This is a genomic window from Methylacidiphilum infernorum V4 (assembly GCF_000019665.1).
GTDB lineage: Bacteria > Verrucomicrobiota > Verrucomicrobiia > Methylacidiphilales > Methylacidiphilaceae > Methylacidiphilum > Methylacidiphilum infernorum.
The window spans coordinates 61,302-87,983 of sequence record NC_010794.1; the positions used below are offsets into that span (position 1 = coordinate 61,302).

The following is a 26,682-nucleotide window of genomic DNA, read 5'->3' on the forward strand; positions in this document are numbered from 1 at the left end:
ATAATCGAAACAAAAAAATTTTTGAATCTGTTCTTCGCTCTTTTCTTGTTATTATGGAACGTCATTTTTCATCCTCCGGTTTAATGAGTTCGAAGAAAAGGTCCATTGGGCTTGAGAATCTTTCGCTCATCGAAGAATACTACGAGCGTTGGAAGAAAGACTCTTCGTCGGTGCCTGATGATTGGAATGCGTTTTTCGAAGGATTTGAATTTGGCTATAACGAATCTTTAAAAAACGGGCCGATAGAAGTCGGGAAGAAAAAACCTATTTCCATTGATCTCAAAAAGCAGAGGGCTGTTTATGAACTTATAAATGCTTATCGGACTCTTGGTCATTATATAGCCAATTTAGATCCTTTAGGATTCAACCGTTATGAATTCGACGAGTTGAAGCTAGGGAGATTCGGATTAAATCAAGGAGATCTTGACCAAGAATTCGATTCTGGAGACCTGGCCGGGGGGGGAACAAGAAAATTAAAAGAAATCCTGGACATTCTCAAGGAATCCTATTGTTCAACCCTGGCTGTTGAATTCATGCACATGGACTCTTTTGTCCAGAGACAGTGGATAGCCCAAAAAATCGAAGGGAAATTCTTCAAGCTGAAGTTTTCCAAGGAGCATAAAAAACAGATCCTTTATGATTTGCTTAAAGCCGAACTTTTTGAAGCTTTTTTACACACCCGTTATGTGGGTCAGAAGAGATTTTCTCTCGAGGGATGTTGTACGCTCATCCCCATGATGGATGCCGTCATTGAAAATTGCCCGATGCATGGAATAGAACGTATCGTGATCGGGATGGCCCATAGGGGTAGGCTCAATTTTGTCACGAATATTTTGCAGCAGGATTACAAAGTTATCTTCGATGAATTTTCCGAAAATTACGTTCCCGAGGGGGTGCTAGGGGATGGGGATGTGCGTTACCATCTAGGATTTGAGGCGGCATTAAAAACCCGTTCGGGTGAGATCGTAACCGTGGGCTTGGCTCCCAATCCCAGCCATCTGGAAGCTGTCAATCCAGTGGTGGAAGGCAAAGCAAGGGCGTGGGAGAGAAGATTGCTCGACACGGAAAAAAGAAAAAAAGTTTTACCGGTCCTCATCCATGGGGATGCTTCTTTTATGGGGCAAGGAGTGGTTCAGGAAACATTAAATTTGTCCAGGCTGGAAGGATATAAAACGGGAGGAACGCTCCATATTATTATTAATAACCAGATTGGTTTTACTACGGTTCCTCAAGATGGGCGATCCACTCATCACTGTACGGCGGTAGCCCTCATGTTGGCCGTTCCTATATTTCATGTTAACGGGGATGATCCTTTAGCCGCGGTTTTTGCTGTATTGACGGCATTAGAATACAGACAGGTTTTTGGTCAGGATGTAGTGGTAGACCTCATTGGCTATAGAAAGTACGGGCACAATGAAGGCGATGAACCCAGTTTTACCCAACCGCTTCTCTATAAGGCGATTGCCCAACACCCCAACATCAGTGATGTATTCCTCGATCAATTAATAAAGACGGGGGATATGACGAGGGAAGAAGCCAATGAATACCGCAAGATTTTTGTTGCCGAATTGAACCAAAAAATGGAGGAATCGAAAGCCTGGATAAAGAGTGAAGAACCCCCTACTCTCAGACAAAGGATGTCTTGTCCAAGGATTTTGGATCCGGTAAAAACAGCGGTTCCCTTGGAAGAGTTGCTTTATGTTGGCCGCTGCCTGGTCCAGGAGCCACCCGATTTTAATCTTAATCCAAAAGTGAGAAAAATCCTTGCAGAAAGAAAAGCGATGATCGAGGGCAAAGAGCCCATCCTCATCCCTTTTGCGGAGATGTTGGCTTTCGGCACACTCCTTTACGAAGGTATTCCGGTAAGACTGTCCGGTCAAGACAGCAGGCGGGGAACGTTTAGTCAAAGACATGCCGTTCTTTACGATACGAAAGCAGCCAAGAAATACGTTCCTCTTGAACATATCCATCCTAACCAGGCTATTTTCTGCATTTATAACAGCCCTCTTTCTGAATATTCCGTTTTAGGGTTTGACTACGGCTATTCTTTGGATTATCCCGAAGCCCTGATTATCTGGGAAGCTCAATATGGCGACTTTGTCAATGGGGCACAAGTCATTATCGATCTCTATTTAGTCAGTTCGGAATCAAAATGGGGGGTCACATCGAATATCGTTTTGCTTTTACCTCATGGATATGAAGGTCAGGGTCCAGAGCATTCAAGCGCCCGTGTAGAAAGATTCCTTCAGGCTTGTGCTGAAGATAATATCGTTGTTGCCAATTGCACTACTCCAGCCAATTATTTTCATATCTTAAGAAGACAGGTTCTACGCGGTTTTTCCAAGCCCCTGGTTCTTTTTACCCACAAAAGCTTGTTGCGGAACCCTCATTGTTCATCGGAAATTTCGGAGTTTGTGCAAGGCACATTTGAAGAGGTGTTGGCTGATCCCCAAGTACATCAACCTTCTCCAAAGGTTATTCTTTGTTGCGGCAAAGTCTATTATGACCTGTTGGAGTATAGAAAGAGCATAGGAAAAATGGATGTACCCCTAGTTCGAATCGAGCAACTCTATCCTTTGCACGAAAAGAAACTAAAAGAGATCATCTCACGTTACCAACCTCAATCCCTTGTATGGTGTCAAGAAGAGCCTAAAAACATGGGAGCATGGAATTACATTTTCCCTAAACTGCAAGAACTATTTTCATTGCCTTTGACCTATGCGGGAAGAGAGGCTTCCGCGAGCACGGCGACAGGATCCTTAGCCTATCATCGACTTGAACAACAAAAGTTGCTTTCGGATGCCTTTAAAGAGTGAGTTTTTATAAATTATTTCAATTTAATTTTAATCGAGGAGCTTTATGGCCGTAGATATAAAAATGCCTTCTGTAGGAGAATCTATCCAGTCGGGACTTCTTGGCAAATGGATCAAAAAAGAGGGAGAAAGGGTTTCTCCGGGTGATGCTTTATGTGAAATTGAAACTGAAAAAATTACAACTGAAATCTATGCTGAAAAAGAGGGCATTTTACATATCTTGGTAGACGAGGGTTCGGAGATTAAAGTCGGTCAAGTCATAGCTCGGCTGGAGGAGACACCTCAAGAGGCAACTGAACAAAAACCCGCCGTCCTTCTCACCGGCAAAGAAGAAAAAGCAGCCGGTTTAGCTTCTATCCCTAGCTATAAAGAACCTGGAGAGACCTTGGAAAGTCCTTTGGAAGAAGAACTCCCGGAGGCAGTTCCTTTAAGGGAACCTTTAAAACAGCCATCCCGGATTACAAGGGAAGAAGCTTTACGTAATTTAAACCTGGAAAAAGAAGAAATAGAGGAAGAAAGGCAAGAGATAGCAGAGAAAATCCAGCCTCAAAAAGAGGTTCAGCCTCCCACCTGGGATCTTAAAGGAGCAAGAAAACGGCTCAGTCCCATCCGGGTGAAAATTGCCCAGCGATTGCTCGAGGCCCATGTAGGGACGGCGCATTTGACCACCTTTAACGAGGTCGATATGACCACGATCGTTGAGTTGAGAAAAAATTATGGGAAAAAATTCGAACAAAAATATGGGGTCAAGTTGGGGTTCATGTCCTTTTTTGTTTGCGCCGTCGTTGAGGCTTTGAAAAAAATTCCAGAAGTAGGAGCAAGGATTGAAGGTCAGGAACTTGTTTATCCTTCTACCTTGGATTTGGGAATAGCCGTTTCTACTGACCGTGGATTGATCGTTCCCGTTCTTCGCTCGGCAGAAGAACTGGAATTTCATCAAATCGAAAAGGGAATTGCTGATTTAGCTCAAAAAGCCAGGGAGGGTAAAGTTACCCTTGAAGACATTGAAGGGGGAGTTTTTACGATAACCAATGGGGGAATCTTTGGCTCATTGCTTTCTACCCCTATTATAAATCCTCCCCAGAGCGGTATATTGGGTATGCATGCGATCAAGGAAAGACCGGTAGCCGTTAATGGGAAGGTTGAGATCAGGCCCATGATGTACCTCGCTCTTACTTATGATCATCGGGTAATCGATGGGAAGGAAGCTGTGAGTTTCCTTGTGCTTATCAAGGAATTCCTAGAGCAACCGGCTTCCGTTCTTCTCGGGTTGTAATTTTTTTTCCTCCCCTTTTGAAAGAACAATGAACAACTTTGACGTCGTCGTAATTGGATCAGGTCCAGGAGGGTATGTTGCGGCTATTCGTGCTGCTCAGCTTGGTTTAAAAGTGGCCATTGTTGAAAAGGATAAAACACTTGGGGGGACCTGTCTTAATGTAGGTTGTATTCCAAGCAAGGCCCTGCTTTCCCTCTCAGAATATTTTCACTTTGCCCGCCAAAAGTTTGCCTCCAATGGGCTCATGGTGGAGGAGCTCTCTTTTGATCTTGAGAAAATGATGGAAAAAAAAGAACGCATTGTGCAAAAACTTGTCCGAGGCGTCGATTTTCTCATGAATAAAAATGGGATTGAGCAGTTTCATGGGGTAGGGTCTCTTTCCGATCCTCAAACGGTGATCGTAAAGGATGAAAAACGGGGAGAACTAAAAATAAAAGCCAAAAATATTATTCTTGCCACCGGCAGTCGTCCGGCGACTCTCCCTTTTTTAGCTTCCTTCGACGACCAAATTGTGGATAGCACATCGGCCTTGAGTTTCAAGTCCGTTCCTAAAAGCTTGGCGGTCATAGGGGCTGGAGCCGTTGGCTTAGAACTGGGTTCGGTGTGGAACAGAATGGGTTCCAAGGTTTATGTTATAGAGCTTTTCCCACGCATCTGCCCTTTAATGGATTACGATGTTTCCAAGCATCTAGAAAGCTTTCTTAAGAACCAAGGAATGGAATTTTTTCTTGAAACGCGACTTCTTGGTATAAAAAAAGATAGCGGCGAAGTCGTTCTTGAATTGGCTTCGCAGTCCAAGACTTTATCGTTAAACGTTGAAAAAGTCCTTGTTGCCGTGGGAAGGATTCCCCATTGCCAAGAGCTTCAATTGGAGGAAATAGGGATTAGGAGAACAAAAAAAGGATATGTTGAAGTCAACTCGCGTTGGCAAACGACACAAGCACATATCTATGCTATCGGTGATGTCATAGAGGGACCCATGCTTGCGCATAGGGCCCAGCAGGAGGGAATTGCAGTAGCGCAGCTTATCGCTGATCAAGATCCCTTTCCAGTCGACTATTCGGCTATCCCCTCTATTATTTATACCTTCCCCGAGGCGGGAGGAGTGGGTTTTACGGAAGAAGAATTGCAGGCTTGGGGTAGGCAGTATAAAGTCGGGCATTCTAGGTTTGCTTCTAATGGAAGGGCTTTGGCAGGGGATGTCGCCGAGGGCTTTGTCAAGATTTTAGTCGATGTTAAAACCGATCGAATTTTAGGGATCCATGCAGTTGGCCCCTCTGTTTCCGAACTCATATCCTTATCCACGGTGTTGATTATGAAAAAAATACGGGCAGGAGAATTTATGCAAGTCCCTCTAGCCCATCCGACCCTTTCCGAAGTACTCAGGGAGGCTACTTTTTCTGCATACAAAAGGGCGATTCATTCATAGAGGGAAAGTTCGTTGGAATGGGAAAGAAAATGGCGGTAATTTCGACGGATATGGGAATGGATGTTAGTAATGATTTCATAAGAGATGGTTTGAGACAGCTTGGCTAACTCATCGGCGGTGATGCTCTCTTTGCCTTGAGTCCCTAATAACACCGCTTCATCCCCAACCTTACAAGAGGGCAGATCGGTAATGTCGACCATGAGGAGGTTCATGGTTATGGCTCCCCTCACCGGGCATCGTTTCCCTTTAATAAGAACAGAAGCCTTATTGGATAATGATCTGCAGTAGCCATCCCCGTATCCCACTGAAAGCACGGCTATCCGGGAAGGTTTTTTGAGTTTATAGGTGGCTCCATAACTGATGGGATGTCCTCGGGGAAGCTCTTTAATAAGAACGATTTTACATTTCCACGTCAGGATAGGTTTTAAAAATCTTCGAAGAAAAGGCATGGGAGCTATTCCATAAAGGGCAAGACCGATCCGGACGTAATCACAGGCATAAACGCTTTTTCTCCATAAAGCCGCGCTATTGGCTACATGAATAGGAAGTCCTTTGAAATAGTGTCGAAATTTGAGTAGCTCCAGCCACTGCTTTTCAGTGGCCTCGATATCCGTTTCCGCTTGAGAAAAATGGGTGCAAATAGCGGCAATAGAAAGAGAAGAAAGCCTTTTTATTTTTTCCATCTCTTGGATGAATTGAGAAGGGATAAAGCCTAATCTTCCCATACCGGTATCGATTTTGATATGCACGATCGCTTTTTTGCCTTGGCGTTCTGCAGCTTGACTGAGCCATTTTGCTTCATTGTAAGAAGAAATGACTACTCCAACATTATAAGAGACAATTATAGAAGCTTCCGAAGGTAAGATCGGACATAAAATCAATAGAGCCGATCTGATGCCCGCCTGCCGCAGTTCTATGGCTTCATCGATGTTATTGATACCCAGGACTTCAACACCGGAATGCACGAGCTCCTTAGCAATGGGGATAAGGCCGTGTCCATAAGCTTCAGATTTGACGACGGCAATAATTTTGGTTTTTTTAGGGATTCTTTCCCTGGCCACGCGAATATTAAACCGCAGTGCTCTCCCATCGATCTCAACCCAGCTTCGAGGATGCGCAGGAAAAGAACAAGATGGATATGTCTCCTGGGTCATTTTAAACAGGTCCTCTCAAATAGATAGGTTCAGGAAAGGGATTATCATCAAAGGGTGGACATGAATCGGGTAAAAGAAAAAAGTCTTCAGCCCGTGGATAAGCACGAATAATCTTCTCATGCAGCTCCTCGGTGCTGACGGCTAAATCCAAGCTGTGAATCGTCTCATAAAGTTGATTTTTAGCAATAAGATAAGGGCCCTTTACTAATTTTCCATAAGAGAAAAGAGAACAGAAAAGCTCTCCTCTTCGAGCATCGGAAAAAACTCCAAGGGAAGGAACTTGGGCAAATTGCAAGCCTATGGACCATACACTAGGGAGGGAAAAAAGCGGGGCGTTCTTGGCGATTCCAAGCCCTTGAGCGGCGGCAATGCCTACTCTTATAGAAGAAAAAGAACCGGGCCCTGTCCCGATGAGAATTTTTTCTATCTTTGTTGAGGAAAGATTGAGCCGCTCCAGGCATTGAAACAGGGAAGAAAAGTGACGGCCGCCTTTGAAAAAAGAGCGCCACACTACGGTTCGATTTTGGGCAAGCGCTATGCTCCCTATTTCAGAGGAGGTGTCGATCGCAATAATCATATCCCGGCAACGGTTAATATAGTTGTAGAATGAAATAAAAGAAAAGAGGGATCAGCGCAGTCGTTTAATTTTTCTTTCATTTTCAGAAATGACGGTTATTTCCCAATATTGGGTCCAAGAGGGTAACCATTTTTCTATTTTTTCAGGCCATTCGATAAAGCATACTTCTCCAGAGTATAAGATTTCTTCCAAATAAAGGTAAAGAGAGCTCTCCCCTTTTTCTATCCTATAAAGATCAACATGAAAAAGGGAGTACTTTTCCCCCTCGTAGCAGTGAACTAAATTAAAGGTCGGGCTTGTGACTTCCCCTTGAAAACCTAAAGCCAGGGCTGCCCCTTTGACAATTTGGGTTTTCCCTGCTCCGAGTTCTCCTATTAATGCAAAAACTTCTCCTCCCCGAGTTGTTTTGACAAGCTCTTTGCCGAAATCGATAGTTTCTTTAGGGCTCTTGGAAATGATCGAAACCTCTGAATTCATCGGGGAAATTCCTTTTTCCTCTTTGGCTAAAGAAGCCAATTTTTTTCAAGGGAACATCAAAAGGCCAACTTTGGATCAGTTTATTTTCTTTTTCTTTGGCGACAGAAAAGAGCAGCTCATAGTCTTCCCCTTCTGTTAAAGCGGCTTTGATTGTATAGCCACCGCGGATGGGAATGGCATCAAAGTCAATTTCAAAACCTATTGATGAAGCCTTGGCCATCCTTGGCAAATCCTTGGCTAGGCCATCACTGATATCCATCATCGCTTTTGCCCATCGGCCATTGGCAAGCCATTTACCTTCTTTTATTCTAGGCATGAACACCAGGTGATGGCCGGATTGAAAGCTTCCTCCAAGAACCCCTGTAACAAAAAGGCCATCCCCATCGGTTGCTCCCGATCTCAACACCGGTTTGTAGCCCTCGGTTTTTCCCCATAGGCTTACAACTAAAAAGAGTTGTTCGGAAACGGTGGTTTCTCCGCCGATGATCAAAAGATCGAAGGCTTGGGCTAAGGAACGGATCCCTTCGTAGATTTTTTTTATTTTCTCTATTTTCTGATCCTTGCTGATGCCGATACCGACTAGGGCATAGAGCGGCTCTCCCCCCATGGCGGCGATATCCGAAAGGGCCCGAGCTAAGGCTTTTCTTCCAATCAGTTCAGGAGGGGTGCCGGCCTCGAAATGGACATTTTCAACCGTAGCATCAACTTTAAAAAGATAATAAAGGTCATTTCCCCTTCCTTGAACCACTGCGCAATCCTCTCCGATGCCGACGATTCCAGGCCTGTTGGTCTGAAAGTCCTTGAGAAGGATTTCTAAAAGTTGCTCTTCGTTAATATCTCTGAGCAGAGATTCAGAAGAAAAAGAAAGAGGGATTTTATGGGATTGCACTTGATAAAAAAAGCTTTTAGTTAAAAGGTTCAACTCGGATTCAAGAAGTCAAGAAAGAAACTTTAACCATACTTTGCCAAGAGAAGAAGGCAGGCTGTAAAACCGTTAAACCAGAAGTGAACGGCCATCGAGAGGACCAGAGAACCGCTGAATTCGTAAACGACGGCTAAAATCATTCCGAAGAAGAAGAGGGGAAGAAAAGTGATCCAGTGGATGTGGAGCAAGGCAAAAATAAGGCCACTGATGACAATGGCTTTTCTCCTGGTGAAATGATACCTCAGAAATTGATACAGAAATCCTCTGAAGAGGAGTTCTTCCCCGATAGGGGCAGCTATGAGGATGAGAGATAAGATAATCACAATGTCAATGGGTTTTGAAGCATGTAAAAAAAGATCAACCGCGGGTTGTCTTGGGACAGGAAGATGCAAAGATCTGCCAATAGTTTCGCTCAATCCGGCAAGCATTTGGAGAGGAAGATAGGCTGAAAGGCATATCCAGAAGCTGGCAACAGCGATTTTGAGTGGATCGTACAAAGAGACCCCCAGGTAATCGGAAAGGTTATAACCGTGGAAACGCACCAAGAGAACGACGAGAAAAATGGAGAAAATGCTTAATCCGGCAGCCACTCCGAGCAGTATTCCTGAAAAAAGAAAAAGAGAGACGGCCAGTAACTCCCACCAGCTAAAGGGTATACTGAGAAACTCCCCAAAGGGAGTAAACCCCGATTTTTTCCAGCGGAAAAGGAAAAGGCCCATTAAGAAGTCAGCCAAAAAGGTCAGCAAAATGAAGCCGACGATAAGAGGCTTGTAGTGAACGATGAGTCTTTGGGTCAGTTCATCCACTTTGTTCTCCTTGCTCAGAACCTCTAGAGATCATCCTCTCTTGCTGCTATTCTTGTTCGTTTTTCGGCCCGGGGCAGTTAGTTTTTTATCTTTAACCGATCAACATGAAGGGTGGTTTTCATTTAATCCATAGGGTTGAAAGAAAAAGTTGCGTTATTTACGAACTTAATCCAAAAGCTTGTGGATATAAGTAGTAGAGCTGTCCTGAGGATAAAGGAAAACGAACCGCCGGATAGCCCAGTTCGATTTTCGGCGTCATCCCCTTGGAGAACAACCGGAACAGGTTCGATATCTTAAATGGAGGAACATAGCGAATGAGACGGGCGGATTGCACCTTGGAGAGTTCTTTGCACTTGTTAAAAGCATCTTCAAAATAGCCGAGGCCGTCGATTAACCCGTTTTTTAGAGCATCCTCTCCCATGAAGATCCTTCCATCGGCAAGGTTGCTTTTAAGCTTGTTGATGTCGATATGCCTTTCTTTAGATACAATCGATATAAATTTGTTATAGGCTTCATCGATGAGCCCTTGGACAAAAGCTTGTTCTTCGGGAGTCATTTCCCTCGTGGGATTGAGCAGGTCTTTCATTTTTCCCGACTTAAACACGAAAGCTTTAATGCCCACCTTGTCCATTAAGTCCTTAACAAGGAACGATTCCATGATTACACCAATGCTCCCTGTAATCGTCAAGTCATTGGCCATGAGATAGGATCCTCCGACGGCCGAATAATACCCTCCTGAAGCGGCCATCGATTCCATGTAAATAACGACGGGTTTTACGTTGCGGGTCAGTCGAATTTCATGGTAAATGACATCGCTGGCGTTGACTTCTCCACCGGGAGAATTAATAGCCACAATTATTCCTTTGACTTTTTTGTCTTCCCGGGCGGCTTTGAGTTGAACTTTTATGTCTTCGACACTGTTTTGAGTAAAACTCCCCGCTTCATCCTGACTTATAAGTCCGCGGAGATGGATAAGGGCGATTTTGGAATCTTTCGTGCTAAAATCCCCGCTCACGAATTCTTCTTCTAAGGGAACGGGGGCGATTGCTCCCTTTTTAGATTGCAAAATCGATAAAAAAACGAGGTTTAAAAGAAGACTAAAGCCTAAGATCAAAACTAAAAAAACCGTAAAACAGCCACCTTTCTTATTCATTGTGTACTTCCTTCATTTCGCAGAGTAAACCATTTGGACTCTTCTGCAACATTAAAAAGCTTCATGAGATCATGAGGAAACCTTTCGAGGAAACAACGGGCTGGGAGCCGATATTTCCTTGCCGGCTAGGTCCATGGCAAAGAAAAGGTCGTCGAGTTTCCAGGGTTGGGTTTCAATATTCAGCAATGAAAGTATTTTGTTGGCGGTTTGGGGCATGACGGGATCGATAAGAAGGGCATACCTTTTGAGGCAAATGCTGGAGGCTAAAAGAATGCAATCCAATCGTTGAGATTGCTTGGAATTTTTTGCCAAGGACCAGGGTGCATTGTTCTCTATGTACCTGTTTAGCTTTTTTATGTGCTGCCATATTTCCTGCAAGGCCTGTGCTATGTCATATTTTTCAAAACTAAGGCAATATTTTTCGAACAGGTCTCGATCGAGAAGTTCTTTTTCATTTTCCTCCATCATCGTTTCCGAGCATGAAGGAATGACTCCCGATCGATATTTGTGGATCATCACCGTGATTCTTTGGACGAGATTGCCTAGGTCATTGCACAGATCGCTGTTATATCGAGCCCAAATTTTATCATCTGCAAAATCGGCATCCTGGCCGAAAGCCATTTCTCTTAAAAGATAATAACGCAGGGCATCGGCTCCAAAAATTTCCAGGTAGGGGAGGGGATCGATGAAATTGCCTAAAGATTTGCTCATCTTTGCTCCCTTGTTCATCCACCATCCATGAATTAAGAAATGCCTAGGTTGTTCTAGTTCCAGGGCCTTGAGAATAATCGGCCAATAAATAGCATGGGCGGGAATAAAAATATCTTTTCCGATTACATGGAGTTGGGCTGGCCACCAGCCTTGATTGTCACCCTCTTTTCTGGCAAAAGAAACGTAGTTCAGTAAGGCATCAAACCAGACATAGGTAACATAATTTTCATCGAAAGGCAGGGGAATTCCCCAAGAAAGCCTGCTGACGGGTCTTGATATGCAGAGGTCGGCTAAGGGCCTTTCCAAGGCTCCCAATAGCTCTTTTCTTTTTGATTGGGGAATAAACCAATTTTCGTTGTCTCTTACATAACTTTTCAACCATTCTGAGAATGCCGACAGTCTAAAGAAGTAGTTTGGTTCTTTGGTTTTAATGACTTCTCCGTAGATCTCCGGCCATTTCCCGTCGACTAAATCTTTTTCTGTGACAAATTGTTCTTGTCTTAAGCTGTAGTAGCCTTCGTGTTCTTTGAAATAAATGAGTCCTTTGTCGGCCAGTTTTTGAAGAGCATGACGCACATATTGAACGTGGGAAGGCTGGGTCGTTCGAGCGAAAGCATCATAATGGATCTGGAGTTTTTCCCACAGCTGAAGAAACTTTTCGGCTTGGATATCACAAAATTTTTTTACCTCCATTTTTTCTTTTTCAGCAGATTGCTGGACTTTTTGTCCATGTTCATCAACCCCTGTAAGAAAAAAAACGGCATATCCCCGGTTTCGGTAATAGCGGGCGATGGCATCGGCCAGGATTTTTTCATAGGCATGACCAAGGTGCGGGGAGCCGTTGACATAATCGATAGCTGTGGTGATGAAAAAGGAATCAGGCATAAAGAAGAGGACAAAAGATATGGCTTGGTGCTGTTAATTCATTTTTTCATAAAATTTTTCGAGTAATATTCTTGAGAAAAAAGAAAATATGCTACCTTTTATTTTGATCATTATCACTTTAAGCATAGTCTAAATAAAAGAGGGGAGCATTCACAGGAAAAGTAGAAAGTAATATGATATGGGGAATTTGACAAGAAGAGATTTGGTTGTCAAGGTTTCGACAAAAACCGGTCTGCCTCAGCAAGAGGTGGCTAAAATCTTTGAGGAGATTCTTGACGTATTCATGGAGGTATTCAAGAAAAAAGAAACCATAGAGCTGCGCAATTTCGGGGTTTTCGAAGTCACCTTGAGAAAGGCTAGGATTGGCCGAAACCCAAGGAATCCTGAAAAGGACATCCTGATACCTCCAAGGGCGGTTATTCGGTTTAAACCGGGGAAAGAAGTCAAGGGGATTCTCAATGCGATTACAAAGGATCTCCTAAAGGAAGAAGAAACAAAGAAGAGAAAAAAGATTTAACCTCTTTTTTGCTTTCTTAAAAATTACACCCGGTCTATAAATCTTTATTTTTATGCAGCCGTTGCCAGGTTTTCGCGATTTTTACCCTTCTGATTGCGCTTTCAGGAATTTCATTTTCTCTCGTTGGAGAGAAAGCTGCAGGCGATTTAATTTTGTCGAATATGATGGACCTTTGCTCGAAACGATTGAACTTTACCAAAAAAAATCTGGAGATGAAATTCTAAGCCAAATTTATCATTTTATAGATAAAGGGAGTCGTCATGTAGCCTTAAGACCGGAAATGACTCCAACCTTAGCAAGAATGATTGAAGCCCATTTCAAGGAATACAAAAAACCGATCAAATGGTTTTCCATTCCCCAGCTTTTTCGTTACGAACGAGCTCAAAAAGGACGATTAAGAGAGCACTACCAGCTAAACTGTGATATTGTGGGTGAAGCTGATCTAGAAGCGGATATCGAGCTCATCAATTTAGCGATTGATATTCTTCTTTCTTTTGATTTGGGGAAGGATGATTTTGTAGTTCGTGTCAGTGATCGGTTGTTTTGGACGGAGTTTTTGAAAAAAAAGGCAATCCCTAGGGATGATTGGTATGCCTTTTTTCAAGCCATTGACAAGATTGAAAGGGAGCCCAGGGAGGAGATTGAACGACGATTAGGTGATTTGGCTAAAGAGGTGTTTGCAATACTGGAAAGTCCTCCCTGCTGGGAAAGATTTGAAATCCTGTTGGAAGGGCTTCGTCATAGGGGGCTTGCAGAGTACGTTTGTATAGACCTTGGCATTGTTCGAGGATTAGCCTATTATACGGGAATCGTTTATGAAATTTTTGATAGAGCGGGAGAATTTCGGGCAATAGCCGGAGGAGGAAGGTATGACGATCTTCTGAAGCAGATAGGAGGAGAAGATATACCTGCTGCGGGTTTTGGAATGGGAGACGTGGTTCTGGGTGAGATTATCAGGAAAAAGAAAGTCATTGAACCTTCTTTTCCAAGGCTGGATGTTTACGTGGTCTTTCCAGAAGGGAAGAAAAATCCTCAAGGATTATTTTTAATAGAACAGTTACGAAGGCAAGGCTTTTCGGTCGATTTCTCTTTCTGTCCTTCGAAACTGAAAAAGCAGCTGGCCACGGCTCAATCTTTGAACGCGCGTTTTGCACTCATTGTGTCTGACAAGATAGAGGAAGGTGTTGTTGAGATTAAAAATATGGATGAAAGAACGCAGCTTACCCTGCCTGTTGAGCAACTAGCCGGGTGGCTTAAGGAAAGAAGCTAAAAGAGAGGCTCTTTGATTCATTTTAGGATTAAAGAATGCGGTTTGAGGGGAAAGCCCCTGGCAACAATGGGGCTCTCTTTATAAAAATAACCCTACTCTCAGCAAGGCTAGGATTTGAAATCATGTCGAGGATTAAATGAAAAAAAGTGAAATGAAAGGGTATAGAACTCATCATTGCAATGAACTGAATTTGGCGCTGGTCGGTCATAAGGCAAAACTGTGTGGTTGGGTTCATTCGAAAAGAGATCATGGAGGACTCCTTTTCATCGATTTGAGGGATAGGGAAGGTATTACCCAAGTTGTTTTTCATCCCGAGAAGGATCCCCCTCTTTTCGCTAAGGCAAAACAGCTTAAAAATGAATTCGTGGTTAAAGTCGAGGGCAAGGTTGTCGAGAGACCGGCTGGTACAAAAAATGCATCCATTCCCACCGGAGAAATCGAGCTCGAAGCCGAAAGCCTTGAAATCCTCAATCCTTCTCAGCCTTTGCCTTTTAACCTGGACGAAGACATAGAGAATGAAGAATTAAGACTGTCATTTCGTTTCCTGGATTTGAGGAGAAAGAAGATTCTCAATTGTTTGAAGGTTCGTCACCTTGTTTCGTCTGTCGTTAGAGAATACTTGTCAAGGGAAGGATTTCTTGAGGTCGAGACTCCTATATTATCGAAGAGCACTCCCGAAGGAGCCAGGGATTTTCTTGTGCCCAGCCGGCTTTCACCGGGGAAATTTTACGCTTTACCCCAGGCTCCTCAACAATACAAACAGCTCTTAATGGTAGCGGGCATAGATAAATATTTTCAAATTGCCCGCTGTTTTAGAGATGAAGACCTGCGTTCGGACAGGCAACCTGAATTTACCCAGATTGATCTTGAAGCCTCTTTTGTCGAGGTCGAAGACATAATGAAGTGGGTCGAGGAAATGATCCAACTGATATTTTTAAAAGTTCTTGGAATTGAACTTTCTTTGCCTTTTGTCCGTCTGACTTATAGCGAGGCTTTGGATAACTACGGATCGGATAAACCGGATTTGCGGATAGAATGGCAAATTCAAGACGTGGGGACGGTATTTAAAAATACCCAGTTTAAATTGTTCCGAGACGTTATTGAAAAGGGGGGAGTCATCAAAGCTTTAAATGCAAAAGGCAGGGCTCCAATGGTCAATTCCTCCGCCCTCGAAGAGCTTGTGGGCATTGCGACCTCTATGGGTGCAAAGGGCTTGGCTCATATTCGGGTTGAGAACCAGGAATGGAAATCGCCCATCGTTAAGTTTTTCTCCTCCGAGGAGAGAAAAGAACTGGAAAGATTGCTCCGCATGGAACCTTCCGATTTAGTTTTGTTTAGTGCCGGTCCCCGAGAGCAGGCCTGCCTGATTCTAGGGAAAATAAGGCTCCATCTTGCTGAAATGACCCAGGGTATTCCTGGCAACCAATGGAAGTTTGCCTGGATCACGGATTTTCCGCTTTTTGAATACAGTCCCTTGGAGCAGAAATGGAACAGCGTGCACCATCCCTTTACCCGGCCTCATCCTGAAGATTTAACAAAGTTAAACGAAGGCAAATACGATGCCATTAGGGCTCTTGCTTATGATATCGTGCTTAATGGTGTTGAACTGGGAGGGGGGAGTCTTCGAATATACGAGAAAGAACTCCAGGAAAAAGTTTTTTCGATTTTGGGGATAGGTAAAGAAAGACAAGAACTTCTTTTTGGTCATCTTCTTAAAGCTTTTCAATATGGAGCTCCTCCTCATGGCGGCATTGCCTTGGGTCTTGATAGGTTTGTGATGCTCTTAACAGGATCTGAATCCCTTAGAGAGGTGATCGCCTTTCCTAAAAACAGGCATGGAGTCGATCTGCTTACCCAATCCCCTTCCGAGGTGGATTACCAGCAACTTAAAGAGTTGAATATCCAATTGAGTTTTCCTTCAATAAAAATAGAGCCTTAACTCAAAGATAACAATGAATCGAGAAAGAGAAATTCAATGATTCCTTTTAAAAATTGGAAACGTCGAACGAAAATCATTGCTACTTTAGGGCCGGCCACGGAATCCGGTGAAAAGATTTTTTCACTCATAGAAAAAGGGGTTGATGTTTTCCGATTCAATATGTCTCATGGCAACCCTAACTGGGTAAGAGAAAAGGTAGGTCTTATCCAGGAGTTTTCGAAACGGCTGAGCAAATACGTGGGGATGCTTCTGGATACCCAAGGCCCGGCTATTAGGACAGGGGATCTGCCAGACCCTATGCAATTAAAACCAGGCGATTCTTTTACTTTTACGGTAAGAGGGGAAAAAACCGACGATCTTCATTCTGTTTCGGTCAATTACGATGACATTGTCAATGACATCCACGTAGGCGATGTAATGCTCGTAGACAATGGGAATATCCAGATGAGGGTCATCGCGAAGGAAAAAAATATTTTGCGCTGCGAGGTCTTGACCGCAGGAGTGATGAAGAGCAGACGACATATCAATATTCCCGGAGTAAGGATAAATCTCCCTCCGCTTACCCAGAAGGATCTAAGAGACATCCAATTAGGAATAGAATGCGGCATGGATTTTTTTGCCTTGTCTTTTGTCCGGGAAGCCAACGATTGTGATCTTTTAAGGCAGATCCTTATTTCAAAGGGATCTCATGGGAAAGTGGTAGCAAAAATAGAAGACCAGCTTGCGGTAAAAAACTTATCCCAGATTATCGATTCTTCAGATGCGATCATGATTGCCCGCGGCGATTTAGGCATAGAGTGTCCTTTTGAAGAGTTGCCTATTATCCAAAGACGCATAGTTAAATCCTGTATCCAGAAAAGAAAGCCCGTTATTGTCGCTACCCATCTTCTGGAAAGCATGATCATGAATCCCGCCCCAACACGCGCGGAAATAACGGATATAGCCAACGCTGTTTATGAACAAGCCGATTGCATCATGCTCTCCGGAGAGACAGCTTCAGGAAAGTATCCGTTGGAGTGTATCCAGGTATTGGATCGTGTGGCTGTAAGGACAGAAAAAAGCGGTGGGGCTGGTTATGCTTCTTTGGTAGAACTTTTTGATGATGAAGAAAAATTAGCTAAAACGGCGGTGCACCTTGCCGATGACGTGGGTGCGCCGGCAATTTGCGTGTTTACCCGTTTCGGGCACCTGGCAACTTTGATTGCTGGACTTCGACCTCGTTACTCCTTGATCTATTCTTTTTGTCCTGACGAAGATGTTTGCAGGAAACTTACCCTGCATTATGGGGTTGAACCTTGTTTGGTGGTTTTCCCAAAAAGCCAAGAAGAAAGTATAGAGCTGGTAGAAAGCTACTTAAAGAAAAAAGGGATAGAGAGCGGCCAAAAGATTGTTTTGATTTCTGAAGTTCCTTTAAGAGGAGAAAGAGATCGATATATTTTACTCCACCAGATTCACTAGCATGGAGTTTATGGTTTATGAAATCCTTTAGAGGAATGACTGCCTTGGTTACCGGAGCTTCTTCTGGATTAGGTTCGGAATTTGCCCGTCAACTTTCTTTAGAAGTCAGCCAGTTGTTGATCACATCGAGGAGGGCGGATCGGTTGCAGGCTCTTTCCAAAGAAATCCAAGCCAAATCCCCTCAAATTAAGGTTTTTTGGTTTCCCGCTGACTTAAGTTGTCAAAAGGGAAGAGAAATTCTTTGTGATTGGTTGACTGCAGAACGATTGGAGATAGACATCTTGATCAATAATGCGGGCTGTGGGGATTACGGACTTTTTGAAGAGTCTCGATTCGATCGGATTCGATCCCTTTTGGAACTCAATGTGATTTCCTTGACTTACTTGACCCGGTTTGTTTTGCCGCAAATGATCCGCAAAAAACGAGGTATCATCATTAATATTGGATCGATTGTAGGAAGGAAACCTCTTCCTACTTGCGCTGCTTATTCTGGATCAAAGAGCTATGTTCATGCTTTTTCTGAAGCTTTAAGATTAGAAATTGAAGGCAGTGGTGTGACCTTAACGGTCATAGCTCCCGGCCCTTTACATACTGAGTTTTTCTACAGCGCATCGAGGAATGATTCAGAGGAGAAACCCTTTGTTCCGCCATTTATGTGGGTTTCCCTGGAAAAAGTAGTTAATGAGTCATTGGCTGCGGCGAAGGCGGGCAAAGCTTTTTATGTGCCCGGGTTTTATACCCGCATTGCTTCTTTTTTGCACTACTTGACCCCTTCTTTTTTCTTAAAGCCTATTTACCGGATGATCTTACCCATCCATTTGAGGCATGACTCTTCAAAAAAAAACTCGCTGCGTTGTTCTTTGCCTCTCCAATAACGGAAGGATAGTTTTGGGCTTTTGAGAGATTCTTGACATAAAAAATTTCTCCCATTAAAAAGAAAACAGTATGAACCATTCAATTCCTTCAGAAATTCGCAACGCTCATGGAGAGCGGTTAGACTTTATTTATACCCCTGGATCTGCGGATAATAATACCCTTATTATCATTGCCCATGGTATTACTGCCCATAAGGACAGGCCGATGCTTGTGACCTTGACCAACTATCTTGCCAAAAATGGGATTCATTCTCTTCGATTTTCTTTTTCGGGACACGGAAAATCCGAAGGGAAGTTTGAAGAATTCACTCCGACAAAAGAAGTCGGAGATTTGCAATCCGTGTTTAATGCCCTTCCCGGGTGGACCAAGTACGGTTATGTCGGCCATAGCCTTGGTGCTGCCGTGGGTGTCTTATTTGCGAGTCAGGATCCAAGAGTTTCTTTTTTGATTTCACTTGCAGGGATGGCTTATACGGCTGCTTTTGCTGAGAGGGAATTTGGAACGGTTACGCCGGGCCAAGGGTACATGTGGGATATGCCCGAATTTCCTCTCTCCAAGGTTTTAATAGAAGATATGAATCGTATAGACAACGTGAAAGAGGCGGCAAAGAAAATTAAACTGCCCTGGTTATTTATTCATGGGCTTGCCGATGATGTCGTCCCTCCCCAGGATTCCCGCGATCTTTTTGCCATCGCTTCCGGGCCAAAGAAACTGGTTGAGATTCCTGGATGTGACCATCTTTTTCCTCCGCCTCATGATTCCTTCATGGCGGAAACGGTGGTCAATTGGTTAAAAGAACTCCAGCTGATTTCCTGACTATAGGTCAAATTCCAAGCCTAAAAGATAAGGTTCAAGACACGGTTGCTTTTGAGGGGAGACTTGCAAAAAGAAGGGCTTGAACGGTTTTGAGCAGTTAAAAAACTTTTTGCACGTTCATGCTCATCCATGCTTATTTTATGGGTATGTCCTGCAAGGTGGTCCACATCCGCGAGGCCGCGGGATCCCTGGATGTCGCGGTGCAGACCTTGCGGCAGTTGCCCTGCATGGCCTGCGGTGCCGAGCATAACCGCCAGCGTTTACGGCTCGGTCAACGGGAGAGAGATGGCCGTGAGTTCCACGGTGTTAGCCTGGGCAGAGGAGGGTTCTGGCCCAAGACGCCAATGCCGTCTGGATCCAGCCTAGGAGTAACTTGACTTCATTCCAGATTGGACAGAAATGAGCAACTCCGAGGAAACGGTTGCAGGAAAGACGTTGTTTAGGTCGGTTTTGGGCTAAAGAAGAGGATTGAACAGCTAAGGAGGAACGATGGGTGTCCATTCGGATGATTGGATTCGGCAAATGGTAAAAAAACATCGAATGATCGAGCCTTTTGAAGAATCTCAAGTCAGGAAAAAAGTTGATGGCTCACAGGTCATAAGCTTCGGCCTTTCAAGTTATGGTTACGATTTAAGGGTTTCCAGGGAGTTTAAAATCTTTACCAATGTTTTTAATAGCGTTGTCGATCCGAAGGCTTTCGATCCCAGGTCCTTTGTTGAAATGGAGTCGGATTGTTGTATCATCCCTCCCAATTCTTTTGCTTTGGCTAGAAGTGTCGAATATTTTAGAATACCCAGGGACGTGATCACGATCTGCTTGGGAAAATCCACCTATGCCCGCTGCGGTATCATTGTCAATGTTACTCCTTTTGAACCGGAGTGGGAAGGTTATGCAACTTTGGAAATCTCCAATACGACTCCCCTTCCTGCCAAGGTTTACGCTGAAGAAGGACTGGCGCAGGTCATTTTTATCCAGGCCTCTGAGCCCTGTTCTATATCTTATGCGGAAAGAAATGGAAAATACATGTACCAGAAAGGAGTCACTGTCCCCCGATTATAATTTGATCTTTATGGGGATTGTATTCAATTAATAAGAGATGAAGTTTTTTCTCGATCTCTTGCCTTCTGAATGGGATTTTTTCGACTCCGAGCCTGAATACAGAAGAAAACAGGTGGCCGAGTGGATATTCAAGAAGAGGGTTTTCTCCTTTTCCTTGATGACGAATCTCTCCTTGGACTTGCGAAAGAAACTGGCTGAAAATTACCAAGTTAAGACCTTGGAATTGATCCATGAAAAACAATCGATTGACGGCACAAAAAAATTTTTATGGCAGCTTTGCGATGGTCATGCCATAGAAACCGTATTGATTCCTGCAACAGACAGTAGAGGATCTTCGGAGCGTCTTACCCTCTGCGTGTCTACTCAAGTCGGCTGTGCTTTAGGGTGCCATTTCTGCGCCAGCGGCCTTCTTGGATTCAAAAGAAATCTTTCTTGCGGTGAAATTGTTGAGCAGGTACTGCTGAGCGAATCGATTGTTAAGCAAAGAGTCAGCCATATCGTGTTTATGGGCATGGGGGAGCCCCTGCTGAATTACGATCAGCTGATCAAATCGATCCGACTTATTTCTTCTTCTTGGGGAATAGGGATTAGCCCGAGAAAAATAACCATTTCTACAAGTGGGATTGCTCCCCGCATTAGAAAACTAGCCCTTGAGACTTTGCCTTTTCGGCTCGCTGTTTCCCTGCATGCCACAACAGATGAGTTGCGTAGCAAGATTATGCCCATCAATAGCAAATATCCCTTAAGTGAGCTTATTAAAAGTTGTGAAGAGTTTTGCTCGCGAAGAAAGCAGAAAATTACCCTGGAGTATATCTTAATTTCTGGATTAAATGACCGGAGGGAAGACGCAGAAAGACTTGCTCGCATAGCTACCTCACTGAGGGCTAAAGTCAATCTCATTCCCTATAATCCGATAGAGCGGTTAGCTTGGAAGTCTCCAGATCAAAAAGAACAGCTTTCTTTCTTCCGGTGGCTTAAAAACAAAGCTGTCCAGGTTTCCATAAGAAAAGAACGAGGCCGGGATATCGACGGGGCTTGTGGACAGCTTAGACTTCGCTATCTCTTCGAAAGAAGCAAAGAACCAAAAGGGATGCTTGGTGAGGGCTTGAACAGCGTAGGAAAGCCAAAGGAAAGTGAAGAAAAAGAACCAAGCCTACGATAGCCTCTTTTCCCAGTTTAAGAGATGACACAAGGAGAACCCCCCTGGCTTAGTCGCATCATATCCTTCTAGGCCTACGGTCCTGCTTGGCTGCGAGGATCCGGAAGGTCTAGCCAAGACCCTGAAAGCTAATAGCTACAGGGAGTCAACCGCTCAGGATTTTTTAGGTTTTAGCATGGAGAAAGAGCGGTTCTTTTTTAGAGTCCATGCTTTCCTGAATGGCCTCCGTTAGAAATGAGGCCTTGGAATCTGGAAGACCCTTGAAAGAAACAAGCCGATTTCTTCAGGTTCATTAAGAAAAAGCCTATCGCCATAGCGATTAGCCTTGAAAGGAAGCAATGAAGCATAGGATTGATCGAAGACGATCACCGGGCAGGATTGGTTTTCTTCTCCAATGAGATCGATGATCTCTTGCCTGGGTTTTTTGAAATCAACGTATCGGAGCTCCAATTGATGGGTTAACCGGGGATAGACTTTTAAAACACCTTCAAACATCATGCAGTAGGGGCAATAATAGGGATCACCGGGGCCATCATAAAACCCTGGTTTTAAGAGAAACAACAAGGGATTCATAATCTTTTTAAGCTAAAAAAAAATATAATCCACTAGTAGCTGTAGACAAATTCAAGCCCTACGAAATAGACCGGGCCGGTTGAACTGCCCAAGAGAGCCGAAGGACTCCCGGTCGGGTTCTGGAAAGGAAACCCGTAGTAGCCGAGTACTCCTCTTCCCCAGTCCATCCTGTACTCAAGCCTGATCATGAAGTTATCGGCCAGGTCAAACCCAAGCGTTGCCGTGTAAGCCCATATGTCGGTCGGGCTGTTGTGCCCGGCCAGGATCGAGTTCCATCCCGATTCCACCCAGTCGGCCCTCTGCGCTATGCTGATGATGTCGGTTAGCTGGTATTTCATGTGCACCGATGCCCCATACCAGTTGGAGGGCCCGCTCGATAGGTTGACCGGTAGCCCGCTCACCGCCGCTGGCACAACCGTCACGTTGTTGTTGTAAAATCCCCCCGTAAACTCAAATCCCAGAAGAAGCTTGTCATGCGCAAACTTCGGCGCCCACGAACCCCATACATCCCCAAGAAAAAACGCATTGTTCTGGTTGAAGGGCCCCTCCCCCCTTATCCCCTGGGCTATCCCATAAGGCTGAGCTACCCCGTCTATGGGCGAAGCCCCAAAACCCGGCGGGTTGACCCCGTTAAAGCCGTACATCAAGGTCGCACTCAAGGTGGCATTCTTCCCCTTCGCATCCCACTGGCTGTTCAAAAAAAGCAGGTAGGCGTCGCTGTTGTTAATCATGTTGTTGAGATAACCAAAATATTCCATTCCCCCCCGAGAAACGTTGAACCCCCCGTCAGCTATCCCAAAGCGGCTCGTCCACTGCTCATCCCACCGGTAGATCGCCTGCATCCCCGTCAGCGTCGTCGGCAACAGGTTGGCAAACAATAGCCCATAGGTAAAATCCAGGTTCACCGGCCGCTCCACCACCTCGTAGCCCGCCGGATCCACAAACTTCCCTATCTTTATGTCTAAGCCGTTGCCTACAGGGGCCCGGAAAATCACGTAAGCTTGCTCAAGCCAAAAACTGGAAGTGTTGAACGAATACCAGGAACTAAAGGGAACCCCAAGGCCGGTAATCGCATCGGGTGCCCCCACGACCGCGTCCTGGCCTACGATCAGGTCCGCCCTAAAGCCCGCCTGCCAGCGGTTCTCCTCGGTCAAGGGCTTCTCCAAGGCCAGCTTGAAGGCGTTCATGTTAAAGCCTCCCCCGGGAATCGCATCCACCGGTTCCCTGCCCGGAATCGCCGGGTAACCCTGGGCAAAGCCCGCCGCATTGGTCGGTCCCACGTAACCCGGTGGGGGAACAAAACCGGGCACCTTGTTAAAAGCCGGTGCATTGATAAAATTGTAGGTGTAGCTGGCATCAACATAGCCGCTTAAGACTATCCCCTTGGTGTTCGCCTGCACCGGTATGCCCTGGTCTTCCAGCTTCTTGACCAGTTCCGCTATCTCTTTGTTCTTCTCTTCGATTATGGATGAACTATCAGCAGAATTGTCCTGGTTGGTTTTGGGCTTTTGCTTTTTGGAAGTTTTCTTTTTGATTGAGGGAGAACCCTGGGTGTTGGAATCTTCAGCAAGAAGGACCTTGGAAAAACCGAGGAAAAGCAACAACCCTACGCAAAAATACAAAAGAGAGGAAGAAAAAAAACGAGGAATGAAACCAGGAGAAATAATCTTCACGATGATAGGGACCTTGCAATGATTCTTTAAAAGGAATGCCTCATTGTCAACAAGGAAATGCAATATTAATGATCTAGAGAAATACCACCTCGATAAAATAAGAATAAATTAAACATAGGATTTAAAAAAAACACCTTTGAAAATGTTCCAAGAAGCCTACCCAAAAGAGGTTCAAGGGATGAGGTTGGGCATGAGAAAGATCGCTGCAATCTTCTTGTCGTTCTTTTCCTTTTGTTCTCCTTTATTTCTCAACGCCGGAGCGATAAAAGGGGAGGGCAAGATCGTGTATGTCTTACCCATAAGGGATGAAATTGAACAATCGATGGTTTACTTCGTCAGGAGAGCTGTTAATGAGGCGATGAAGAATGGAGCCCAGGGATTGATTTTGGACATCGACACCCCGGGGGGGTTGGCGAACTCCATGGAAAAAATAATTCGGGAGCTCGAACGGTTCCCCCTCCAAGAGAATACCTATGCGTTTATAGATCATAAAGCGTATTCGGCAGGCGCTTTTATTGCCGCTTGTTGCCGGCACATCTACATGGCGCCTGGTTCAGTTATCGGTGCAGCAACCCCTGTAGTATTTTCTCCTCAAGGGGGAGTCCAAAATCTACCGGAAAGCTATGAAAGAAAAATGCTTTCTGCTTACCAAGGGTTGATTCGTGCTATTGCCGACAGGCACGGTCATAATCCCGCCGTTTTCAATGCCATGGTAGACAAGGATAGCGGTCTTAACATTGATGGAGTTGAAATCCTGCCCAAGGGAAAAATTTTAACTTTAACCGACTCTGAAGCCTGTAAAAAGTATGGGCATCCTCCAAGACCCCTCTTGGCAGAGGGGATTGCTCAAAACCTGGAAGAACTGGCTCAAAAGGGATTAGGCGTATCTCAGCCGAAACTGGTTGTTGTGAAACCCACCGGTTTCGAAAAAATAGGCCGGATGATGACCTTGCTTGGACCTATTTTTTTAACCCTTGGGTTAATCTTTGGTTACTTGGAATTACAAACCGGGGGTGTGGTGCTAGGCTTGCTTAGCCTGTTTTTTTTCTCCCTTTATTTTTTAGGTCACTACCTGGCCGGATTAAGTGGTTATGAACCCTTTCTTCTCTTTCTTTTGGGATTATCTCTCGTTCTCTTTGAATTTCTTGTTTTTCCGGGGCTGATCATTCCTACCTTGATCGGCTTCCTGGTTATCCTTGCCGCCTTGCTTTCCTCTGCCGTTGAAAAGATGCCCTCTGAAAGCCTTGTAAGCTGGCTTTCTCGAGCAAAAGAAGCCGCTTTTTCCCTGGTTTTAGCTTTAGGTCTTTCCCTTTTACTCATTTTTATGCTCTCTAGGCTTATTCCTGCCAAAGCCCCGGTGAGCGAGGTATCTAAAGAGGGGAGGGAGCAGCCAAGGGATCTGGCCATAGGCATGAGGGGGCAAGCGCTGACCGTCCTCAGGCCAAGCGGCTTGGGGAAGTTCCAGGATAAAATCGTTGATGTAGTCACCCCAGGCCAGTTTGTTTCTGCAGGGACCCCGATCCAGATCGTCCAGATCGAGGGCATACGGATCGTGGTCGAACCCATAAAAAAGAAAGTTTAGATAGCCAAGAAAAGGAAGATGAAAACCCTCCTATGTATTTTAATTTTTTCGGGAAGTTCCGTCCTTTTTATTGAATTACTTTTTCCTAGTTACATCATGGCATTTTTAGGGTCATTGCTTCTGGTAGGAGCATTGGCCTTGGGTTTTATCTTTTATGGGCCTGGAGGGGCTGTTGTCGTGATAGGGGCTGAACTTCTTGTATTGTTAGTGGCTTTAGGGATAGGAATCAAAATTTTTCCTCGAACCCGGCTCAAGAAGAAAATGCAGCTTGAGGAAACGAATAGAGAGCAAACAGCTTTCGACATAAACCGGTTGGTGGGAAAGGAAGGGAGGTGCGAATCTCCGTGTAAGCCTGAAGGTTTTGTCAGGGTAATGTCGAAAAGGTTGGAGGCGGTATCGGAAACAGGATATATTGAGGAGGGCTTAAGGATAAAAGTCGTGGGAACAAAGGAAGGTAAAGCGATAGTCAGAGCTATAAGAAACGGTTGAAGAGCATGAGCTTTTCATTACTCAAGCCGTTTAAAAAGAAGGGATGAGCATGATCGGTTGGATTTTGATCGGCATTTTACTTGTAGTTTTGCTTATTGTTGCCGCCATCCTCTTTAATTTCATCGGTCTTTGGATTAAGGCGATGATTACAGGAGCAGCAGTCAGCATCCTTAATCTTGTGGCCATGAGACTTAGAGGGATACCCCCTTCCTTGATCGTCAACACAAGAATTACCGCGGTCCGGTCCGGTCTTTCCATATCAACGGCACAACTCGAGTCCCATTTTTTAGCCGGAGGGAATATCGAGCATGTCGTTAGGGCTTTGGTGGCTGCGGATCGGGCAGGCATTCCCCTTACTTTTAATCGGGCATGCGCTATCGACCTGGCAACGATAGGAACCGGCAAAAGCGTGTATGAAGCTGTTCGAACGAGCGTAAATCCTAAAGTAATTGATTGTCCTTTTCAGGCAGGAGGCCCTACCTACATAGCCGGAGTAGCCAAGGATGGAATAACCGTCAAGGTTAAGGCACGGGTTACGGTAAGGACGAACTTGGAAAGGTTTGTTGGGGGAGCGACCGAAGAGACGATTGTGGCTCGGGTTGGAGAAGGGATAGTGACGACTATCGGAATGGCCAATACCTACAAGGAGGTGTTGGAACATCCGGATCGAATATCGAAAATCGTTCTCCAGAAAGGGTTGGATTCAGGGACGGCTTTCGAGATTTTATCCATAGATATTGCCGAGGTGATTATAGGGGATAATGTTGGGGCGAAACTCCAGGCTGAACAGGCTGAAGCGGATAAAAGGGTAGCCCAAGCCAAAGCCGAAGTGAGAAGGGCTGCTGCCGTGGCTTTGGAACAGGAAATGAAAGCAAGAGTCGAAGAGATGAAAGCTAAGGTGGTGGAAGCCGAATCCCAAATCCCGATGGCTATTGCTGAAGCCTTTAAAAAGGGATATCTTGGGGTCATGGATTATTACCGGTTGCGCAACATCCAGGCCGATACGCAAATGAGGACGAGCATTGCAACTGAAGGCTCTTCTTCTGCGGGTCTTCCTTGAGTTGT

Annotated in this window: 24 protein-coding genes; 15 read left to right on the plus strand and 9 right to left on the minus strand. The window is 44.8% G+C overall.

The genetic code is table 11. From position 1 onward, the window contains the following. The first annotated feature begins 83 nt into the window (after positions 1-83). Genes MINF_RS00295 through lpdA form a run of 3 tightly spaced genes read left to right on the plus strand, consistent with a single transcriptional unit; the run spans position 84 to position 5,518 of the window. Positions 84-2,816: a 2-oxoglutarate dehydrogenase E1 component gene (locus MINF_RS00295; protein WP_048810403.1), complete on the plus strand. Its 2,733-nt coding sequence runs from the start codon at positions 84-86 to the stop codon at positions 2,814-2,816. 43 nt (positions 2,817-2,859) lie between these two features. Then, complete coding sequence (odhB, locus tag MINF_RS00300) at positions 2,860-4,089, plus strand: 2-oxoglutarate dehydrogenase complex dihydrolipoyllysine-residue succinyltransferase (protein WP_012462410.1); 1,230 nt, start codon at positions 2,860-2,862, stop codon at positions 4,087-4,089. A 28-nt stretch (positions 4,090-4,117) separates the two neighbouring features. Further along, a complete protein-coding gene (lpdA, locus tag MINF_RS00305; protein ID WP_012462411.1) occupies positions 4,118-5,518 on the plus strand; it encodes a dihydrolipoyl dehydrogenase in 1,401 nt (466 codons plus the stop codon). On the opposite strand, the gene alr is transcribed toward lpdA, so the two are convergent. The 7 genes from alr to MINF_RS00340 form a co-directional block, all read right to left on the minus strand. Beyond that, on the minus strand, positions 5,509-6,672 hold the full coding sequence (gene alr, locus MINF_RS00310) for an alanine racemase (RefSeq protein WP_012462412.1): 1,164 nt from the start codon (positions 6,670-6,672) through the stop codon (positions 5,509-5,511). The genes lpdA and alr overlap by 10 nt on opposite strands. Before the next feature lies 1 nt (position 6,673). Then, entirely contained in the window at positions 6,674-7,249 is a 576-nt protein-coding gene (tsaB, locus tag MINF_RS00315) for a tRNA (adenosine(37)-N6)-threonylcarbamoyltransferase complex dimerization subunit type 1 TsaB (protein WP_012462413.1), read from the minus strand. A gap of 51 nt (positions 7,250-7,300) precedes the next feature. Beyond that, on the minus strand, positions 7,301-7,726 hold the full coding sequence (gene tsaE, locus MINF_RS00320) for a tRNA (adenosine(37)-N6)-threonylcarbamoyltransferase complex ATPase subunit type 1 TsaE (protein WP_012462414.1): 426 nt from the start codon (positions 7,724-7,726) through the stop codon (positions 7,301-7,303). After that, positions 7,689-8,615 (minus strand): thiamine-phosphate kinase, encoded by a 927-nt coding sequence (gene thiL / locus MINF_RS00325; RefSeq protein WP_148205066.1) that lies wholly within the window; start codon positions 8,613-8,615, stop codon positions 7,689-7,691. The genes tsaE and thiL overlap by 38 nt, the downstream gene beginning before the upstream one ends. A gap of 62 nt (positions 8,616-8,677) precedes the next feature. Beyond that, positions 8,678-9,457, minus strand: coding sequence for a CPBP family intramembrane glutamic endopeptidase (locus MINF_RS00330; RefSeq protein WP_012462416.1), 780 nt, complete (start codon positions 9,455-9,457; stop codon positions 8,678-8,680). A 157-nt stretch (positions 9,458-9,614) separates the two neighbouring features. Next, entirely contained in the window at positions 9,615-10,610 is a 996-nt protein-coding gene (gene sppA / locus MINF_RS00335; protein ID WP_012462417.1) for a signal peptide peptidase SppA, read from the minus strand. A gap of 69 nt (positions 10,611-10,679) precedes the next feature. Continuing rightward, the gene (locus MINF_RS00340) at positions 10,680-12,206 is read right to left on the minus strand and encodes a class I tRNA ligase family protein (RefSeq protein ID WP_048809980.1); all 1,527 of its coding nucleotides are present in this window, start codon (positions 12,204-12,206) and stop codon (positions 10,680-10,682) included. 178 nt (positions 12,207-12,384) lie between these two features. On the opposite strand from MINF_RS00340, the gene MINF_RS00345 reads away from it, so the two are divergent. The 9 genes from MINF_RS00345 to rlmN all read left to right on the plus strand — a co-directional run bounded on the left by MINF_RS00345 (position 12,385) and on the right by rlmN (position 21,303). Further along, positions 12,385-12,723 carry an HU family DNA-binding protein gene (locus MINF_RS00345; protein ID WP_048809981.1) on the plus strand — a complete coding sequence of 113 codons (339 nt, stop codon included), beginning with the start codon at positions 12,385-12,387 and terminating at the stop codon, positions 12,721-12,723. A gap of 52 nt (positions 12,724-12,775) precedes the next feature. Continuing rightward, positions 12,776-13,993 carry a histidine--tRNA ligase gene (gene hisS, locus MINF_RS00350; RefSeq protein WP_012462422.1) on the plus strand — a complete coding sequence of 406 codons (1,218 nt, stop codon included), beginning with the start codon at positions 12,776-12,778 and terminating at the stop codon, positions 13,991-13,993. A gap of 136 nt (positions 13,994-14,129) precedes the next feature. Beyond that, positions 14,130-15,932, plus strand: a complete 1,803-nt coding sequence (gene aspS / locus MINF_RS00355; protein WP_012462423.1) for an aspartate--tRNA ligase — start codon at positions 14,130-14,132, stop codon at positions 15,930-15,932. 36 nt (positions 15,933-15,968) lie between these two features. After that, a complete protein-coding gene (gene pyk / locus MINF_RS00360) occupies positions 15,969-17,390 on the plus strand; it encodes a pyruvate kinase (RefSeq protein WP_012462424.1) in 1,422 nt (473 codons plus the stop codon). A gap of 17 nt (positions 17,391-17,407) precedes the next feature. Beyond that, positions 17,408-18,265 (plus strand): SDR family NAD(P)-dependent oxidoreductase, encoded by an 858-nt coding sequence (locus MINF_RS00365; protein WP_012462425.1) that lies wholly within the window; start codon positions 17,408-17,410, stop codon positions 18,263-18,265. A gap of 70 nt (positions 18,266-18,335) precedes the next feature. Next, positions 18,336-19,082 (plus strand): alpha/beta hydrolase, encoded by a 747-nt coding sequence (locus tag MINF_RS00370; protein ID WP_012462426.1) that lies wholly within the window; start codon positions 18,336-18,338, stop codon positions 19,080-19,082. Positions 19,083-19,319: 237 nt separating this feature from the next. Next, positions 19,320-19,448, plus strand: coding sequence for a hypothetical protein (locus MINF_RS11780; protein WP_274377014.1), 129 nt, complete (start codon positions 19,320-19,322; stop codon positions 19,446-19,448). A 123-nt stretch (positions 19,449-19,571) separates the two neighbouring features. Continuing rightward, positions 19,572-20,141, plus strand: a complete 570-nt coding sequence (dcd, locus tag MINF_RS00380; RefSeq protein ID WP_012462428.1) for a dCTP deaminase — start codon at positions 19,572-19,574, stop codon at positions 20,139-20,141. A 37-nt stretch (positions 20,142-20,178) separates the two neighbouring features. Beyond that, positions 20,179-21,303 carry a 23S rRNA (adenine(2503)-C(2))-methyltransferase RlmN gene (gene rlmN / locus MINF_RS00390; RefSeq protein ID WP_079200398.1) on the plus strand — a complete coding sequence of 375 codons (1,125 nt, stop codon included), beginning with the start codon at positions 20,179-20,181 and terminating at the stop codon, positions 21,301-21,303. Positions 21,304-21,528: 225 nt separating this feature from the next. Here rlmN and MINF_RS00395 read toward each other — a convergent pair whose 3' ends face one another. Together MINF_RS00395 and MINF_RS00400 are read right to left on the minus strand one after the other, a co-directional pair. After that, positions 21,529-21,873: a DUF3088 family protein gene (locus MINF_RS00395; RefSeq protein WP_012462430.1), complete on the minus strand. Its 345-nt coding sequence runs from the start codon at positions 21,871-21,873 to the stop codon at positions 21,529-21,531. 32 nt (positions 21,874-21,905) lie between these two features. After that, the gene (locus MINF_RS00400) at positions 21,906-23,546 is read right to left on the minus strand and encodes an outer membrane beta-barrel protein (RefSeq protein ID WP_238523498.1); all 1,641 of its coding nucleotides are present in this window, start codon (positions 23,544-23,546) and stop codon (positions 21,906-21,908) included. 142 nt (positions 23,547-23,688) lie between these two features. Between MINF_RS00400 and MINF_RS00405 the strand changes: the two genes are divergently transcribed. Genes MINF_RS00405 through floA form a run of 3 tightly spaced genes read left to right on the plus strand, consistent with a single transcriptional unit; the run spans position 23,689 to position 26,677 of the window. After that, positions 23,689-25,128, plus strand: coding sequence for an NfeD family protein (locus tag MINF_RS00405; protein ID WP_148205269.1), 1,440 nt, complete (start codon positions 23,689-23,691; stop codon positions 25,126-25,128). Between the two features lie 18 nt (positions 25,129-25,146). Beyond that, positions 25,147-25,617 (plus strand): NfeD family protein, encoded by a 471-nt coding sequence (locus tag MINF_RS00410; protein WP_012462433.1) that lies wholly within the window; start codon positions 25,147-25,149, stop codon positions 25,615-25,617. A 43-nt stretch (positions 25,618-25,660) separates the two neighbouring features. Beyond that, the gene (gene floA, locus MINF_RS00415; RefSeq protein ID WP_012462434.1) at positions 25,661-26,677 is read left to right on the plus strand and encodes a flotillin-like protein FloA; all 1,017 of its coding nucleotides are present in this window, start codon (positions 25,661-25,663) and stop codon (positions 26,675-26,677) included. Positions 26,678-26,682: the final 5 nt, after the last annotated feature.